This is a genomic window from Coriobacterium glomerans PW2 (genome assembly GCF_000195315.1).
Taxonomy (GTDB): domain Bacteria; phylum Actinomycetota; class Coriobacteriia; order Coriobacteriales; family Coriobacteriaceae; genus Coriobacterium; species Coriobacterium glomerans.
The window spans coordinates 1,843,354-1,858,660 of record NC_015389.1 but is presented as its reverse complement, the minus strand read 5'-3'; the positions used below and the strand labels follow the sequence as shown (position 1 = coordinate 1,858,660).

Here is a 15,307-nt window from a genome sequence, read left to right as displayed (position 1 = left end):
AGGGCCGATGATCTAGAAGTTTGTCCAAAAGGCACTGTTCGAATCATATTCCGGACAACACGGGGACGCATCAGACCTGAGGAGCAGATCTGCCCATTGACATGAAATACTTGTTTTCTCCCCTGATCAGAACCATGATGATGGCACGGAGACCAGATGAGCGAGGCGGACTTCGAAGAAGTCGCAATCGCGTTCGGCACGTAAATCGAGCCCCCTTGATCGCGCATGTATGAATCCATCTATCCGATGTTGCGCAGACTGGCACGTGGTCTAGCAATCAGATTCTGCAAACCGGGACCCGTGCGTCTCATGAATAATATGAGAATCCGCAAATATGCAAGGTGCAAGGATATAAAATCTAAGTCCGAACGTATAAGGTCTGTTGGCGGCAGATCGTCTGAGCAGACGAGGCCTCAAGCTGAAGCCACCAGGCGACGGAATTGCCCTATATGGAGAGGACGCACGCATGCGCAAATTCAAGACTGAAAGCAAGAAGCTGCTCGATCTGATGATCAATTCGATATACACGAATCGCGAGATATTTCTGAGGGAGCTGATTTCCAACGCATCCGATGCAGTGGACAAGCTGTACTTCAAAAGCTTGACCGATCACGACCTCAAACTGGAGGATGAGGATCTTTCGATTCGCGTATCGTATGACAAAGATGCCCGGACGATCACAGTTTCAGACAACGGCATCGGAATGACGGCGGCGGAGCTGGAAAAGAACCTTGGTACGATTGCGCACTCGGGCAGCCAGGAGTTCAAAGACGAGACCGAAAAGGATGCGACTGACGCCATCGATATCATCGGTCAGTTCGGGGTCGGATTCTACTCAGCGTTCATGGTCGCGCACAGCGTTCGGGTGATCTCGCGTGCGTTCGGCGAAGATGACGCCCACGTATGGGAGAGCGACGGACTCGAGGGCTACACGATCGGCGACGCCGAACGCGAGCGCCATGGGACCGATATCGTTTTGACTCTGCGCGAGAACGAGGAAGCTGTCGACGGCGAGCCCGGTGAGGACTACGATCGCTATCTTTCCGAGTGGGCGCTCAAGGACCTTGTCACGCGGTACAGCAACTACGTGCACCATCCCATTCAGATGATGGTCACAAAGAGTCGCGAGAAGCCCAAGCCCGACGATGCGGGAGACGACTACAAACCCGAATACGAGAGCTACACCGAACTCGAGACGGTGAACTCGATGACGCCGATCTGGAAGAAGCGGTCCTCAGACGTGAAGCCCGAGGATTACAATGAGTTCTACAAGTCCACGTTCCATGACTTCGAGGACCCTGCGCGTACCATTTCATTTCACGCAGAGGGAACTCTGGAGTACGATGCACTGCTGTTCATACCGGGCCGCGCCCCGTTTGACCTGTACAGCAAGGATTATGAAAAGGGACTCGCCCTCTACAGCTCAAATGTCATGATCATGGAGAAATGCGCAGATCTGGTGCCGGACTACTTCAGCTTCGTGCGCGGTGTCATCGACTCGGCTGATGTCTCCTTGAACATCTCTCGCGAAACGCTGCAGCACGACCGTCAGCTTCATGCGATCGCCAATCGTGTCGAGAAGAAGATCACGGCCGAGCTCGAGGACATGCGTGACAACGATCGCGAATCGTTCGAGGCGTTTTTCGAGAACTTCGGACGCGGTCTCAAATATGGGATCTACTCAAGCTACGGCATGAAAGCCGCCGGTCTTGCCGATCTGCTGCTCTTTTGGAGCGCGCGCGATCAGAAGATGGTCACGCTCGCTGAGTATGCCCATGCGATGCCAAGCGAGCAGAAGGCAATCTATTACGCGGCCGGAGACTCGCGCGAGAGGCTCTCAAAGATGCCCATCGTGTGCGGCGTGCTGTCGCGCGGCTTTGATGTCTTGCTCCTCACGCAGGACGTTGATGAGTTCACGTTCCAAGCTATGCGCACCTATGAGGCAAAGGACATGCTCAAGGTGTTTGAGGACGATGCCGCTCGGGAGGCGGCGCAGGCCGCCGCAGCCGACGGTGCCGAGCCCGCGCGCGAGAATCGCAACCTGGAGCTTAAAAATGTTGCCTCCGACGATGTCGATCTGGAGACCGAAGAGGAGAAGAAGGACGCCGCCAAGGCGACCGAAGGCCATAAGGATCTGTTCGAGACCATGAAAAAGGCGCTCGAGGGCAAAGTCGAACGGGTCGCGGCGTCGGCTCGCGCAACCGACGCGCCCGCTTTCATAACCACGGAGGGACCGATGTCCCTTGAGATGGAAAAGGTTCTCTCGAAAGGGCCGGAAGCAACCCAGGAGAATATGCCCAAGTCACAGCGCGTGCTGGAGGTCAATCCGAAGCACCCCGTTTTCGAGAAGCTCGTATCCGCCCAGCAATCCGGTGACACTGAAAAGGTCTCTCGCTATGCGGGCCTGCTCTACGATCAAGCGCTGCTCGTCGAGGGGATGCTCCCTGAGGACCCGGTTGCGTTTGCGCAGGCTGTCTGCGAGCTGATGTAGCATCTGGCCCGCTCAGCGGGTTTGTAGTAGTGTGTTTCCGAATCAAGGCAGAGGGTTCCGCTCATCGCGCATGTACTGCGATGAGCGGATCGGTGTGATCGGATGGTTTGTCGTGTCCTGTGTGATCAAAATCTTTCGACGCGATCTCATGCGTCTCCTTCGCAATCCGGTGGCCCTGGTGCTCATCGCCGGCGTGTGCGTCATACCTTCTCTATACGCATGGTACAACATCGTGGCCAACTGGGATCCGTATGGCAACACGGCCAACGTCCATGTCGCAGTGGCGAATGAAGATGTCGAAGCCAGTAGCGATTACGTCGGCGGTCTGAACGCGGGGGAGCAGACGATCAGCCGGCTCAAGGAAAACCATCAGCTCGGATGGGTCTTCACGTCCGCAGCTCAAGCCAAAGCGGGTGTTGAGTCGGGTGAGTACTATGCTGCCGTCATCATACCGAAGGACTTCAGCAAAAATCTCCTGAGCATGTTCACCGACGAGTACACACAGCCGAAGCTGACATATTATGTGAACGAGAAGAACAACGCGATCGCGCCGAAGGTCACCGACACGGGAGCGGAGACGATCGAAGAGCAAATCAATGACACGTTTGTCGCCACGGTGAGCAAGACGATCATGGAACGCGCCAAGGAAGCCGGAGCCGACGTCGTCGAAAAGGGAGCCACCGCGCAGAGCGGACTCATCGGAACCATTCGAGAGGCAAACGATGCCCTTGATCAGGGGAGAGCTTCATTAGATGGAATGACGGGCACGATCGACGCGACAAAGAGGGCCATCGCGTCCGCCGACACATCACTCAAGAGCCTCTCGGACCGTGCTCCCGGACTTTCCGCTGCGCTCGCACAGGGCAATGATCTTCTGACCACCACGCGCACCTCGACCCGTGCGTTCACGACATCGCTGTCCGGTGCCCTTTCAAGCGGATCCATGCAATTGGGTCGCGCCTCCTCTCGGGCCAGCGTCGGCATCGGCTCCGCGAGCGGGGCCATCATCTCCGTACAGGGCAAGGTCGACGGCATGCTCGCCGACGTCCAAGCGCTCATTGATGACAACCAGCGCGCTATCGACGTGCTCAAGCAGATCACAGATAAGACAGTGGATACGAGCGCCATCATAGGCGCTCTGCAGAACGAGAACGATCGTCTTCAGACGGTGAAGGATGGTCTCAAGACGCAAAGCGATGACATCAAGAATTCTGCGACCTCGATCGCTGCCGCATCCTCAGAGATGAACACTGCCGTGCAAAACGGTGTCTCCGGTGTGGCGAACGTGCAGTCCCGTTTCTCCTCGAGTGTGCTACCCCAGCTGGATCGCGGACTGGACTCGTTCTCGAGTGTCTCAGGAGATCTTTCCGGAGCGCTCGGCGGCATGGTCCCGCTTATAGAGCAGGCGCGCGGGATGCTAGGAGAGCTTTCGGGGACTCTCGATCAGGCGAAGGAAACGATCGCACATGGTGACAGCGCAATCGGTTCCGTTCAAAACATGCTCAAACGAACACGCGACGATGTCGCTGCGCTTCGAAGCTCTGAGGTGGTCGGCAGGCTCGCGGATCTGCTGGACGCCAAGCCCGAGGACCTTGCTGACTTCATGTCCTCACCGGTCTCGCTTGTCACGAACACGGTGTATCCGGTTGCGACCTACGGTTCGGGCGTCGCGCCGTTCTATACGAATCTGGCTTTATGGGTCGGAGGCTTCGTGCTCATCGCGATCCTCAAGCTCGAAGTCGATCGCGAGGGGCTTCCGGCGTTCTCGCCAACGCAGGGATATTTTGGCAGATGGCTGCTGTTCGTGCTCCTCGGTGTCGTTCAGGCGCTCATTGTATGCTCGGGTGATCTGGTGCTCGGGATGCAATGCAGCTCTCCGGCGCTGTTCCTCGTTGCAGGCGTCGCGATCTCATTTGTTTACGTCAACATCATCTTCGCGCTCGCAAGCGCTTTCAAGCATATCGGCAAGGCGATCGCTGTCATATTGGTGATCGTCCAGATTCCTGGTTCCTCTGGAACCTATCCTATAGAGATGATGCCGGCTTTCTTTCAGTGGCTGCATCCGTTGCTGCCGTTTACCTATGGTATCAATGCGCTGCGCGAGACCGTCGGCGGCCTCTACGGCTCGCACTATCTCAGCGATCTCGCCTCGCTTTTTGCATTTCTCGTCGCAGCGCTTGTCGTGGGCGTGGGGCTTCGCCCGTGGTTGCTGAACATGAATCTTCTGTTCGATCGCGAGCTTTCGCGTACCGGCGTCATGATCTCCGAGAAGAACAGCCGCTCTCGCGAGCACTACTCGCTGCGCCAAGCTCTGCGGGTCATGTTTGATACCGCAGCATATCGAGAGCGCGTCATAGTCAGAGCAGACCGTTTCGAGCGTCGCTATCCTCGACTCATCCGCGCGGGCTTTCTCCTCGTGTTCGGTTTGCCGACCGTTCTGTTCGTGCTCACCGCCGTTCTTGATGTAAGCATAGATGGCAAGATCGGGATGCTCGTGCTCTGGGTCGTTTCCATTATCGTTGCCGATGCGTATATGATCGCTGTGGAATACGCGCATGAGAGCATGCGGCTGCAGCTGAGGATATCGGCGCTATCCGATGAGGGCCTGCGTGCGCAGATTCGCGGACATATGGACGACTCCCCGCTTGCTGCGCGAGCCGCTGGCATCTTGGGCGGCCGGGATCGATCTGCTGCAACCGACGACGATATTCAAGCGGGCAAGGCCACGAGAGAGAACTCGGGCTCATCTTCGCGTGCTTTCGATAAGGGGAAGGACGAGACGCTGTGAGAAACATCTTGCATCTGTTCCGCTGTGATCTCGCGCGCATCCGGCGCAGCGTTATCGCGCTGATCGTCGTGGTCGGTCTCATCATCGTTCCGGTGCTCTATGCTTGGTTCAACATCGCGGGCAGCTGGGACCCCTATGGCAACACCGGCAATCTCAAGGTCGCGGTGGCCAATACCGATCGCGGTTACCGCAGCGATCTCATCCCGATCAAGGTGAACATCGGCAACTCGGTGACTTCGGCGCTTCGCGAAAACAAAGATTTGGATTGGGTGTTCGTGGACAGGGATCAGGCTGTCGAAGGTGTGCGCTCAGGTGAGTACTACGCCGCGGTCGTGATTCCAGAGGACTTCTCCTCGGACATGATGACGCTTTTCTCCACCCAGGTGAAGCATTCGAATATCATCTACTACGAGAATCAGAAGGCGAACGCGATCGCGCCGCGCGTCACAGACAAGGGTGCGACCACGGTGCGCAAGCAGATCGATGAGACATTTACCGAGACGATCGGCAGCATCGGACTATCGACTTCGGCGAACCTTCTCGATTTCATGAACAGCGATCAGATCGGCGCCTACGTTTCCAATCTGAACTCCACACTCGACGCGAGCATCTCTGGGCTTCGCGATGCGCACGCGGGTACGAAGTCGTTGTCGGGACTCCTGGGCTCCACTTCGGGCCTCGTAGGGTCGACCGGCAGACTCATGGGCGATACCGGCGGCACATCCGCGCAGATGCGCAAGCTCTTGGCGGATGCGAAGCAGGGACTCGGAGACACTCAGGCCTCGATCGAGGGTGCGGCGGACACCATCAACCACGCTCTCGGTGACACAGCAGCGAGCTATGACGCGGTGTCCAGCGCGGTCGGCAAGGCGTTTTCCGCTGCAGGCACGCAGGCGGGTGACACTCAGAGCCAGCTCAAGTCTATTGCGTCTCGTGTGGGCGAGCAGGCCGCTCGAACCGAGAAAATCAAGGGCGATATCGAGAAGATCGAACGGGATCTTCCCGATCTCGACCCACGGGTGAAAGCTCCCCTCGATGGGGTGATTTCACGACTAGACGCAGTTGCGAAAAAGCAGCGCGATCTGGAGGCGCGTCTCAATGCCGCGGCAAGTGACATCGGCGGCAGCGCATCTGCCATCGAACAGAATCGCAAGGATATCCAGGCGCTTGTTGCGGAAGCGAAAGCAGGCATCACTCAAGTCAAAGCCGATTACGAGACCACGCTCAAGCAGAACGCCGCACAGCTCGAGAAAACGGTGGAAGATACCGTAAGCGGAAGTCGGGACACGGCGCGCGATCTGGATGCGACCGTCAAGAAGCTCTCCTCTTCCTCGGAATCACTCGCAAGCGAACTTGCGGGCGCACAGGGCGTGCTCGGTGGGGTTACGGATACTTTGGACTCTTCAGCGGAGTGGCTCGCCAAACTCAAGGGCGAGCTCGAAGGTGCCACCAACTCGCATGATCTGGTTAAGATTCGCTCAATCATCGGCGAGGATCCCGCCGCACTGGCCAGCGCGCTCGCGGCACCGGTCGGACTCAGCCGGCATGCTGTCTACCCGATTGCCAACTACGGCTCGGCTATGGCTCCGTTCTACACCGTCCTTTCGATGTGGGTGGGAAATATCGTACTCGCCGCCATGCTCAAGGTCGTCGTCGACACGGATCTGGTCAAGCGTCTCATGCCCGTGCGCCTGCATGAGCTGTATCTCGGACGCTTTCTGCTGTTCGCAACGTTGGCCTTATGCCAAAGCACACTCGTGTGCGCCGGAGACATCTTGTTCTTCGGCATTCAGTGCGACAGCCCTCTCGCATTTATCGCGACCGGCTGGCTTGCCGGTTTCGTCTTCTGCAATATCATCTACGCACTCACGGTGTCATTCGGCGATGTCGGCAAGGCGCTTGCAGTCGTTCTGCTTGTCATGCAGGTAGCCGGCTCGGGCGGAACGTTTCCCATTCAGATGACCGCCGACTTCTTCCAAGCTGTGTATCCGTGGCTGCCGTTCACCCACGCTATCAACGCGATGCACGCCGCCATGGCGGGAAGCTACGGTGCCGAGTATCTCGCCGAGATGAGCAAGCTCGCGATTTATTTGCTTCCATCGCTTGCACTGGGTTTGCTGTTGCGTCGGCCGATAATCAGAGCCAACACGTGGGTCATCGAGAAGATCGAGTCGACAAAGCTCATGTGATCACGTACATATCAAAGCCACATGCCAAGGTGCCCAGCTCTATGTCGCGATATCAAGAATGACGATGTCCTGGACATGCGGTTTCAAAGCGTGCGTGACGCAAAGATTGGCGTAGAGTTCCAATCAACCCAATCAGTCACACATATATTTGAGAAATACTCGTTATCCGGTATTAAGCTTATAGACGCTCAGTGCGGCGAAAGGGCGCAGCGCTGAGATCTTCGAGCAGATCGCGACAAGAATTCCTAAGATTCTCGTGCTGTCTGTTCGAACGGACAGGAGATGCTGTGGTAGAACCGAGGAGACCTGATCTCTGTATCGGGGGGAAGGAGAAATGGTTTGCACGTTGGGATGGCCGCTGTAGCGACCATGTGCAGGCTGCGCTTCTGGAAGAATGCATGCACGGCCTCCTCGTTCTACCACCAGTACCGTAGCGTCCGGAGCTGCTGCTGATCCGATACGCCGTTTACATTATTGGCAAGTTCAATTGAAAATATACCGAGAGAGCCCGAGAGTGTTATTTTTGCAGAAGGATACCAGATGGATAGCAATTATATACCATCGTTTTCCTGCTGATCCTGATGAAAAAATGGGGTGCTATAAAATGTTGAGATTTCGTGAAGACGTGAAACGATCCGTTATAGGTAGCAACTTGATATCGTTTGTGACGAAAACGACAACCAATAACACCTCTAACTTGAACGTCTCGCATTTCGTATCGTATCGATGACGCGAGCCATCGTCGCTTCGATGCGCGCATCTGCAAGCTCGCACTCCCAGATCGTGATTGCCTGCCAGCCCAGTGCGCGCAGCTCGGTGATCGCTCGGGCGTCCCGCTCGATATTCCTGCGGAATTTCGCCTGCCAGAACTCAACGTTGTGCTTCGGCACGCCGGGGTTGCAGTGCGGGCATCGGTGCCAGAAGCAGCCATTGACAAAGATCGCGATCCGACGACCAGGGAATGCGATATCGGGTCTGCCGGGCGCATCTCGCCATTGAAGTCGATAGCCAGTGAGACCGGCTTTTCGAAGGCGCTTTCGTACGAGAAGCTCCGGCTTGGTGTCGGAGCGTTTGTTGGCCTGCATGGTCTTTCTCGTGGCAGCGCGTCTTCGGATCATCTCGTCCTGAAGGTTCCCGCGAACCTCTCCATCTTCATAGTGCTCAACCTGTCCCGTCGCGGATTTGCGTGATTTCAATGAGCAGCTTTGAAGCACTTCGATAAGGTCGGAGTTCGCAGCAAGCCAGCAGAGCTCGGAAAGCGACGCTCTCTCCACCCAACGAATCTCGATCTGCTCGGTCATCGCGAGACACCCGGATTTGATCGTGCACAAAAAGCACCTCATCGAGAGATGGTACTTGGGATAGCTGTATTCAACGGTGTATATGTCGCGCAGGTCGCCGACGTGCACATGCAGCTCTTCCTCGAGTTCCCTCACACATGCCTGCTCGGCGGTTTCGCCGCGCTCGATCTTGCCACCGGGAAACTCCCACAAGTCGTGCGACCCGCACCGCTTTCGCCTCACTGCGAGTACGCGGTCGGTATCGGCTGACTCGCAGATAATCCCTATCGCTACCCGAACCGTTCTCAACGGGTTGTCTCCTCTTAGCCTCTCAACTCCATCTTCGAGCACAGTTGCCAAGTATAGGCGGCTCAGATAGCTGCAAGCAAGACTCTTCGACGAGCCGCGACAAGGGTTGCAGACAACCTGATAGAAACATGGCCCCGGTGACTGACGGCACCTCTGGGCGCCGCACGCGACGAAGTTGAGTGCGACTGCTGTGCGCGCATCTGGTCGCCTGAGCCGAATCTTACAAAACTGAAATAACCATGTAAGACAAATCGATGGCAGGCGCTCGCCCGTCCTGCCAGGATAGCGTCAGGAGGTGTTCGTGATGCCATCAAGAAACCTAAACGTCTGCGAGTCGAGCCCGTATACTCCGAGAGACGTGCGCGCGAGACGCAATCCGGTTGTGCGCATCGGCATGACCATCGCCGAGATGGTGATCTGGCTTGCCGTCATGGCGCTGCTCTCCATCGGTGTGATCTGGCTTCTGTGCAGCTCATCTCGTTGATCTGTCACAGGATTTGCCGCATGTTTTCGGATATGTGCAAAACTCGCCTCTCGTTGTGTATGTGGTTATCGCATGCCGATAGCCATCTGTTGAGCGGAAATCCGATATAGACCACGTGTCGATGCACATTCGGGGAATGATGATGGCAGCTATCCGCGTGCACCGAGGGAGCAGCCATGGTCAAGGATTTCATCGACACGAACGATTTCAGCAGTGAGGAGATCCGTGCGATCGTGGAGCTCGCAGCAGCTCTGAAGACAAGCATCAAGCAGGGCTTGTTCCATCCGCATCTGTTGCGAGACAAAAGTCTCGGCGTGATCTCCTTCCAGATCCCAGCGCTGACGCGCATCCCCCTCGAGGTGGCGATGTGCGACCTGGGCGGGCACAGTGCGTTTCTCGATGCGCGGTGCACAGCGTCGGAGGGCTGCGAGACACTCGGTGACTCCGCGCGGGTCATGGGCGCTCTATTGGATATCCTGGCAGCGCATGTCAGATGCCATCGAGACGTCATCGCACTGGCTGCGAGCTCTGCAGCTCCCGTGTTGAACGCGATGAGCGATTACAATCACCCCACGCAGGAGATCACCGATCTGCTCACCATGCTCGAGCATCTGCCATCAGGCAAGCGCATCGACGAGTGCAGGATCGTCTATGTCGGGGGTGCGACGCAGGTTTGTGCGTCGCTCATGTTCATCTGCTCCAAGATGGGAATGGATTTCGTTCAGTTCGCCCCCAGCGGCCATCAGCTCAGCGATGGAGCCCGCCAGATCGATTCCGATTTCGATCTGCTCGCGATCGGCCGGAGGAATTGTGAGATCTCGGGCGCTTCCGTGACCGTATCGGATGATCTCGAGTCCGTTCGGGATGCGGACTACATCTATACGGATGCATGGCACAGAGCGGTTCGCGATGAAACCTCCTCAGATGACCATCTGAGAGCTTTTCCTTCGAAGTATCAGGTGACACCCGCTCTCATGGCGCTCGCTGGCAGTGAGGCGAAATTCATGCATTGCCTGCCGGCATGTCGCGGCGAGGAGGTTGTCGATGAGGTCATCGATGGACCGAAGAGTCTGTGCTGGGTGCAGGCAGAGAACCGCAAACATGCCATCCGAGCGCTGCTCGCAACATTTGGGCCGCGCACGGCGCTCAGAGACGAGATCATCGAATACGCGGGCAGGGAAGAGCTGCACCGGGCGCTCGACAAGATCGATGTACTTCAGGCGTGAGTCCCCGACGGCGCGGACTCGCCGGCGACATCCAGAACGCGCTTCGCATGGTGTCCATCGAGAATCTCGGGAATCCTGCGCGTACGCGAGGCGCCCCGCCCACACGGGGTTGTGCGGACGGGGCGCCTCGCGTGGATCACGCAGCAACGGTCGGGGAGAGCCGTCAGACCGATGCGGCGTATGGGCGTATCGGCCAAGCGTCGAACGGTGAGATCGCGGCAGCGGCACCTACATTTCGAACGGCGCGCATGAACGCCCTGTAGGCTCGTCTCATGTTGATGCGCTGATCATCCGACCGACCGCGAGGGCTCTTGAAGCTGATCACGCGACCGCGTCGTCGAGTTTCTGATGAGCTTCCGGTTGCTCGCATTCCGACCGCTGTTGTTTGAACGTGAACGGCCGGTCTCGGACGGACTTTGCTCGCATCCCTCGAAGCGCTCCCGTGCCTGACCATGCGTGTTGCGCAGTGCATGAGATCTCCTCCTCTGCCTGATGGAGCCGGGCGCGGCTCATCCTCGAGATGCGCCTGACCAATCCGTGTCAAAAGCAATATAGCGCAACCGCATGTAGGCGCCCCTGAAGGAAGGCTTAATACTTCCTTAGATGATCCTCAAGTATTCTTGAGCAGAAAACTGCAGGTCAAATCCACTATAATTCGAAGTATAACCCCCTTAAGAGATATAGAGCCTCGCATGCCGTGAGGTGTGCGTGAAGATCGCTTGGCCGACCGCCATCCCGAGGATACCGACCACGAGGTTGTACACGCCGCCGGTCCAGACGCCAAAGGTGCTCATGAGCACCCATGCGAGAAAGGCGCCGCCGAACACCAGGACCATACCGCCGAGCGTGCACACCATGATGGGCAGGCCCCGCTTCACGACCTCCGCCGGGGCGCTCCAAGCGTAGTTGGGTCGCCTCGCGTCCAGGGCCATCGCTACGTTGACGGCGGTATAGAACAGGCCAAATCCCAGCACGGGGACCTGCAGAGCGCCGAAGGGGTTCTCCTGACCGGTGATGAGGAGCGTCAGCGCGCCGATGAGCAGGGTTGCGATCAGCGGAACCGCTCCAGCCACCAGCTTCGATGCGAGCACGGTGCTCACCGGCACCGGTGCGCTGGACATGACCCACGCCGATCGGCCCTCCATCGACACCGCGCACGCGGCGCTGCAGCACGTGATCGATAAGAACGCGAACACCCAGGGCACGAACGAGAAGAACAGGTCGAGCATCTGATCGGCACCGTTCGTTGAGGGAGCGATCATCACAATCGTGCCGCGCACCCCGAGGACGGCGATCGCTACGGACAAGGCGATCATGAACAGGTAGCCGGACAGGCACTGGAACGCATAATAGGGGATGCCGATGATGCAGCGGATCTCCTTTATCGCCATCGCCTTGACGGGCGCGGCCTGCGTCCCGGTCGCCAGTCTCAGCTTCTTGGCGCTCATATGCGAGCTTGCGCGGGCTGCCAGCAGACCGTTGATCTGGAGGTAGCAGCGCTGCATGATCTCAAGGCACAGCGCGCTCACTGCGATGGAGAAGACCGCGAAGTAGAGAAACGGCAGGACATGACCGCTGTCGAGCGCCGCGCTCACCCATGCCGCCGGCGGCCAGAACGAGGTTGCGCTGTCACGTATCATGGTGGCGATGCCTGACACCGCACCGGCGGTCTGCTCGCTTGACATAGAGTACGAAAAGCTCGAGAACCAAAGCGAGCCCCAGAACAAAGCGAGTATGCAGGCCAGCGCGATCACGATGTAGGCGAGGCTGGCGTGGCGAAATCGCGAGGCGATCGCCGTGATGCCGAATGCGAGAAAGACGCCGATGCTCGTAGGAGCCATCGGCGCGAGCACGATGCTGGCGATGGCGACGAGCACCGTCCACGGATCGGCGCCGACGTTGAGAAAGTAGATGATGTAGAGAGGGATCATGAAGATGAGCGCCGTCAGGATCGCCATGGAGAACAGCGCACCCAGGCGGGTGGCGACCACGCTGCGCCGCGATACCGGCAGCGACATGACCAAATCGAAGTCATGCAGTCCGAACAGGTTCCCGTTCGCTTTCATGAATGCAAACCAGACGCCGGCGAGCGACCCTATAACCATGGCGAGCGCCGGGATCGCGCCGGCGAGTCCCACCGCGGCGAATGAGATGCCGAAGGCCACCAGATAGGATTCGAAAATCGCGATGATCAGACAGACCCCCGCGACGATGAGCACGAGGCGGCGAGTTCGCGCACCCTTCGTCATGCCGTCGCGACCGCGGGGTGCCAAGGAGTTCAGCAGCGAGAGGAACTGGACGCGGTACAGCAGCACGAGATCGCGCATCTATCTCGCCTCCTTCTCCTTGACGAGTTCCATGAAGACCTCTTCGAGCGATTCGTTGCCGCGCACCTCGTCGATGGGCCCGCTCGCGAGCAGCTTGCCCTGTCTGATGACGGCGACCTTGTTGCAGAGCTTCTCGACCACCTCCAGCACGTGCGAGGAGAAGAACACGGCCGACCCGCGCTCCGCCAGCTCCCGCAGCAGCTTCTTCAGTTCAAAGGAAGCTTCCGGGTCGAGTCCGACGAAGGGCTCGTCGAGCACGAGGAGCTTCGGCTCGTGGACGAGCGCGGAGATAAGGACCACCTTCTGCTTCATGCCGTGGGAGTAGGAGGAGATCGCATCGCCGAGCGCATCGGTGATCTCAAGGCGCTTCGCCAGATCGGCGATGCGCTCGGAGCGCACATCGACCGGAACGCCGAAGATGTCGGCGACGTAGGTGATGTAGCTGATGCCGGTCATGTACTCGTAGATATCCGGATTGTCAGGCACATAGGATATGAGCCGTTTGGTGGCGACCGGATCGGTGGTGACATCGATGCCGCCAACGCGGATGGTGCCGGCGTCCACTCCTTGGACACCGACGATCGAGCGGATGAGCGTGGTCTTGCCGGCTCCGTTATGGCCGATGAACCCGTAGATGTCTCCCGGCTCGACCTCGAGCGAGATGCCCGAGACCGCGATCTTGGCACCGTATCGCTTCATGTAGTCCGATACCTCGAGCACCGGGTCGCGACGTGCGACGCAAGAATAGCTGCCGACAGGATCGCGTACGGTTTCGTCCATGATTTCCTCCGTTGTGACGATGATGAACTTCAGGCGACGTATTCGGTGCGCGCTCAGCTCGGGCTCTCGGGCGGCGCGTGCTCGCTGCGCGCGGCGCTCTCGGCATCGCGTGGGGCGCGATCTCCAGCGTCGGCTCCGTCGCCGCCGCGACGTATCGGTAGACGACCGGCCCGTCTGAGCGCGTCGCGCACGATCCACTCGATTTGGCCGTTCGCGCTGCGCATCTCATCATCTGCCCAAGCCTGCACGGACTCCCAGATCGCGGGATCTATTCGAAGCGGATATTGCTTGCGAGCCATAGCAGACCTCGATCGTCATAGGATGCATGCGCCAGGCCCGCGGGCGTAGCGGGGGCGGAAGCGCGCTAGTACAGCGAGCCGGTGTTCACAACCGGGTGCGCCTCGGACTCGCCGCACAGCACCACCATCAGGTTTGAGGCCATGGCGGCCTTTCGTTCCTCATCAAGATCGATCGTGCCGCCCTGTGACAGCTGCTTGACGGCCATGTCCACCATGGATACGGCGCCCTCGACGATCTTGCGCCTGGCGGCGATGACGGCCTCCGCCTGCTGCCGGCGCAGCATCGCCTGGGCGATCTCGGCCGCGTAGGCCAGATGGGTGAGACGCGCGTCGTCCACGACGACGCCCGCGGCAGCCAGACGGTCGGTGAGCTCACGCTTGAGCGCGCCGGAGACCTCCTCGACATTGGCGCGCAGTGTGATGGTATCGGTGGCGTCCGAGGAGTCCTCGGCGTGGTCGTAGGCGTAGATGCTCGCGACGTGGCGCAGCGCGGTCTCGGCCTGCATGGCGACGTAGCTCTCGTAGTCATCAACGTCGAACAGGGCCTTTGCGGTGTCGGCGACATGCCAGACCACGACGTTGGCGATCTCTATGGGGTTGCCCATGCGATCGTTGACCTTCAGGCGCTCGCCGTTCAAGGTCTGCATGCGCACCGAGACGAGCGTCGAGCGGCCGTCGGAGCCTCCGAAGAGATGCCCGGTGGCGAGCGCCTCGCCGAGTTTGGTGCCGGATCCCTCGCCGAGGTTGCGGCTGAAGAACGGATTGGCCCAGCGCAGGCCCTCATCGCGCACCGTCCCCATGTACTTGCCGAACAGCACGCACACGCGCGCCTGGCCGGGCTGGACGGTGAAGAAGCCCTTGGTGGCGATGGTCCACACGCAGAACAGGATGATCGAGATGATCAGAACCATCGTATGCATCCCGGATGAACCCCCATGGCTACCCTCGTGGGCTGCGATGCGCATCGTCGACCAGATGAACATGGCTACATCTGCCATCAGAACAACCCCGAGCACTCCGACCATGGCCCAGCCCGAAGCTGACGTGACCTTCTTTTCCGCGCTCATAGACGATCCCTCCATGTGCACCCTGCGGCTCTTCGGCCTGTCAGAGTGGTTCCCCCCGATCGGGGCG

The 15,307-nt window shown here is 58.8% G+C and carries 11 protein-coding genes; 6 read left to right on the top strand and 5 right to left on the bottom strand.

Annotation, left to right across the window (positions count from 1 at the left end; all coding sequences use genetic code 11):
• Positions 1-466 precede the first annotated feature (466 nt).
• From htpG to CORGL_RS08155, 3 genes are all read left to right on the top strand, one after another.
• Complete coding sequence (htpG, locus tag CORGL_RS08165) at positions 467-2,491, top strand: molecular chaperone HtpG (RefSeq protein WP_013709430.1); 2,025 nt, start codon at positions 467-469, stop codon at positions 2,489-2,491.
• Positions 2,492-2,561: 70 nt separating this feature from the next.
• Complete coding sequence (locus CORGL_RS08160) at positions 2,562-5,279, top strand: YhgE/Pip domain-containing protein (protein ID WP_013709429.1); 2,718 nt, start codon at positions 2,562-2,564, stop codon at positions 5,277-5,279.
• Positions 5,276-7,468 (top strand): YhgE/Pip domain-containing protein, encoded by a 2,193-nt coding sequence (locus CORGL_RS08155; RefSeq protein WP_013709428.1) that lies wholly within the window; start codon positions 5,276-5,278, stop codon positions 7,466-7,468. The genes CORGL_RS08160 and CORGL_RS08155 overlap by 4 nt, the downstream gene beginning before the upstream one ends.
• Before the next feature lie 692 nt (positions 7,469-8,160).
• Here the strand turns inward: CORGL_RS08155 and vsr are convergent.
• A complete protein-coding gene (vsr, locus tag CORGL_RS10150; RefSeq protein ID WP_280985038.1) occupies positions 8,161-9,099 on the bottom strand; it encodes a DNA mismatch endonuclease Vsr in 939 nt (312 codons plus the stop codon).
• A 262-nt stretch (positions 9,100-9,361) separates the two neighbouring features.
• Between vsr and CORGL_RS08145 the strand changes: the two genes are divergently transcribed.
• The 3 genes from CORGL_RS08145 to CORGL_RS10145 all read left to right on the top strand — a co-directional run bounded on the left by CORGL_RS08145 (position 9,362) and on the right by CORGL_RS10145 (position 11,030).
• Complete coding sequence (locus CORGL_RS08145) at positions 9,362-9,541, top strand: hypothetical protein (protein ID WP_013709426.1); 180 nt, start codon at positions 9,362-9,364, stop codon at positions 9,539-9,541.
• A gap of 176 nt (positions 9,542-9,717) precedes the next feature.
• On the top strand, positions 9,718-10,767 hold the full coding sequence (locus CORGL_RS08140) for a Rossmann-fold NAD(P)-binding domain-containing protein (RefSeq protein ID WP_013709425.1): 1,050 nt from the start codon (positions 9,718-9,720) through the stop codon (positions 10,765-10,767).
• A gap of 131 nt (positions 10,768-10,898) precedes the next feature.
• A complete protein-coding gene (locus CORGL_RS10145) occupies positions 10,899-11,030 on the top strand; it encodes a hypothetical protein (protein ID WP_280984767.1) in 132 nt (43 codons plus the stop codon).
• 408 nt (positions 11,031-11,438) lie between these two features.
• Here the strand turns inward: CORGL_RS10145 and CORGL_RS08130 are convergent, their stop codons facing one another.
• From CORGL_RS08130 to CORGL_RS08115, 4 genes are all read right to left on the bottom strand, one after another.
• Positions 11,439-13,094 carry a hypothetical protein gene (locus CORGL_RS08130; RefSeq protein ID WP_013709424.1) on the bottom strand — a complete coding sequence of 552 codons (1,656 nt, stop codon included), beginning with the start codon at positions 13,092-13,094 and terminating at the stop codon, positions 11,439-11,441.
• Entirely contained in the window at positions 13,095-13,874 is a 780-nt protein-coding gene (locus CORGL_RS08125; RefSeq protein WP_013709423.1) for an ABC transporter ATP-binding protein, read from the bottom strand.
• Between the two features lie 53 nt (positions 13,875-13,927).
• The gene (locus CORGL_RS08120) at positions 13,928-14,173 is read right to left on the bottom strand and encodes a type II toxin-antitoxin system antitoxin (RefSeq protein WP_013709422.1); all 246 of its coding nucleotides are present in this window, start codon (positions 14,171-14,173) and stop codon (positions 13,928-13,930) included.
• Between the two features lie 65 nt (positions 14,174-14,238).
• Positions 14,239-15,240, bottom strand: a complete 1,002-nt coding sequence (locus CORGL_RS08115) for an SPFH domain-containing protein (RefSeq protein ID WP_013709421.1) — start codon at positions 15,238-15,240, stop codon at positions 14,239-14,241.
• Positions 15,241-15,307 lie beyond the last annotated feature (67 nt).